The sequence below is a fragment of the Klebsiella grimontii genome (assembly GCF_900200035.1).
In the GTDB taxonomy this organism is placed as follows: domain Bacteria; phylum Pseudomonadota; class Gammaproteobacteria; order Enterobacterales; family Enterobacteriaceae; genus Klebsiella; species Klebsiella grimontii.
In genome coordinates, this window is record NZ_FZTC01000030.1 from 1 (window position 1) to 2,694 (window position 2,694).

The following is a 2,694-nucleotide window of genomic DNA, read 5'->3' on the forward strand; positions in this document are numbered from 1 at the left end:
GCGAGCGAACGGGGAGCAGCCCGGAGTCTGAATCAGCTTGTGTGTTAGTGGAAGCGTCTGGAAAGTCGCAGGGTACAGGGTGATACTCCCGTACACTAAAGCACACAGGCTTTGAACTCGAAGAGTAGGGCGGGACACGTGGTATCCTGTCTGAATATGGGGGGACCATCCTCCAAGGCTAAATACTCCTGACTGACCGATAGTGAACCAGTACCGTGAGGGAAAGGCGAAAAGAACCCCGGCGAGGGGAGTGAAAAAGAACCTGAAACCGTGTACGTACAAGCAGTAGGAGCCTCTTTATGGGGTGACTGCGTACCTTTTGTATAATGGGTCAGCGACTTATATTCTGTAGCAAGGTTAACCGTATAGGGGAGCCGCAGGGAAACCGAGTCTTAACTGGGCGTTAAGTTGCAGGGTATAGACCCGAAACCCGGTGATCTAGCCATGGGCAGGTTGAAGGTTGGGTAACACTAACTGGAGGACCGAACCGACTAATGTTGAAAAATTAGCGGATGACTTGTGGCTGGGGGTGAAAGGCCAATCAAACCGGGAGATAGCTGGTTCTCCCCGAAAGCTATTTAGGTAGCGCCTCGTGAACTCATCTTCGGGGGTAGAGCACTGTTTCGGCTAGGGGGTCATCCCGACTTACCAACCCGATGCAAACTACGAATACCGAAGAATGTTATCACGGGAGACACACGGCGGGTGCTAACGTCCGTCGTGAAGAGGGAAACAACCCAGACCGCCAGCTAAGGTCCCAAAGTCATGGTTAAGTGGGAAACGATGTGGGAAGGCCCAGACAGCCAGGATGTTGGCTTAGAAGCAGCCATCATTTAAAGAAAGCGTAATAGCTCACTGGTCGAGTCGGCCTGCGCGGAAGATGTAACGGGGCTAAACCATGCACCGAAGCTGCGGCAGCGACACTATGTGTTGTTGGGTAGGGGAGCGTTCTGTAAGCCGTTGAAGGTGGCCTGTGAGGGTTGCTGGAGGTATCAGAAGTGCGAATGCTGACATAAGTAACGATAATGCGGGTGAAAAACCCGCACGCCGGAAGACCAAGGGTTCCTGTCCAACGTTAATCGGGGCAGGGTGAGTCGACCCCTAAGGCGAGGCCGAAAGGCGTAGTCGATGGGAAACAGGTTAATATTCCTGTACTCGGTGTTACTGCGAAGGGGGGACGGAGAAGGCTATGTTGGCCGGGCGACGGTTGTCCCGGTTTAAGCATGTAGGCGGATGTTCCAGGTAAATCCGGAACGTTATCAACGCTGAGGTGTGATGACGAGGCACTACGGTGCTGAAGTGACAAATGCCCTGCTTCCAGGAAAAGCCTCTAAGCATCAGGTAACATCAAATCGTACCCCAAACCGACACAGGTGGTCAGGTAGAGAATACCAAGGCGCTTGAGAGAACTCGGGTGAAGGAACTAGGCAAAATGGTGCCGTAACTTCGGGAGAAGGCACGCTGATATGTAGGTGAAGTGGTTTACCCATGGAGCTGAAATCAGTCGAAGATACCAGCTGGCTGCAACTGTTTATTAAAAACACAGCACTGTGCAAACACGAAAGTGGACGTATACGGTGTGACGCCTGCCCGGTGCCGGAAGGTTAATTGATGGGGTTATCCGTAAGGAGAAGCTCTTGATCGAAGCCCCGGTAAACGGCGGCCGTAACTATAACGGTCCTAAGGTAGCGAAATTCCTTGTCGGGTAAGTTCCGACCTGCACGAATGGCGTAATGATGGCCAGGCTGTCTCCACCCGAGACTCAGTGAAATTGAACTCGCTGTGAAGATGCAGTGTACCCGCGGCAAGACGGAAAGACCCCGTGAACCTTTACTATAGCTTGACACTGAACACTGGTCCTTGATGTGTAGGATAGGTGGGAGGCTTTGAAGCGTGGACGCCAGTCTGCGTGGAGCCATCCTTGAAATACCACCCTTTAATGGCTGGTGTTCTAACGTGGGCCCGTTATCCGGGTTGCGGACAGTGTCTGGTGGGTAGTTTGACTGGGGCGGTCTCCTCCTAAAGAGTAACGGAGGAGCACGAAGGTCAGCTAATCCTGGTCGGACATCAGGAGGTTAGTGCAATGGCATAAGCTGGCTTGACTGCGAGCGTGACGGCGCGAGCAGGTGCGAAAGCAGGTCATAGTGATCCGGTGGTTCTGAATGGAAGGGCCATCGCTCAACGGATAAAAGGTACTCCGGGGATAACAGGCTGATACCGCCCAAGAGTTCATATCGACGGCGGTGTTTGGCACCTCGATGTCGGCTCATCACATCCTGGGGCTGAAGTAGGTCCCAAGGGTATGGCTGTTCGCCATTTAAAGTGGTACGCGAGCTGGGTTTAGAACGTCGTGAGACAGTTCGGTCCCTATCTGCCGTGGGCGCTGGAGAATTGAGGGGGGCTGCTCCTAGTACGAGAGGACCGGAGTGGACGCATCACTGGTGTTCGGGTTGTCATGCCAATGGCATTGCCCGGTAGCTAAATGCGGAAGAGATAAGTGCTGAAAGCATCTAAGCACGAAACTTGCCCCGAGATGAGTTCTCCCTGACTCCTTGAGAGTCCTGAAGGAACGTTGAAGACGACGACGTTGATAGGCCGGGTGTGTAAGCGCAGCGATGCGTTGAGCTAACCGGTACTAATGAACCGTGAGGCTTAACCTTACAACGCCGAAGATGTTTTGGCGGATTGAGAGAA

1 rRNA gene is annotated in these 2,694 nt (G+C 53.3%); it reads left to right on the forward strand.

The annotated features are described in order from the left end of the window. A 23S ribosomal RNA gene (locus KOSB73_RS25280) occupies positions 1-2,660 on the forward strand; the annotation flags it as partial. Positions 2,661-2,694: the final 34 nt, after the last annotated feature.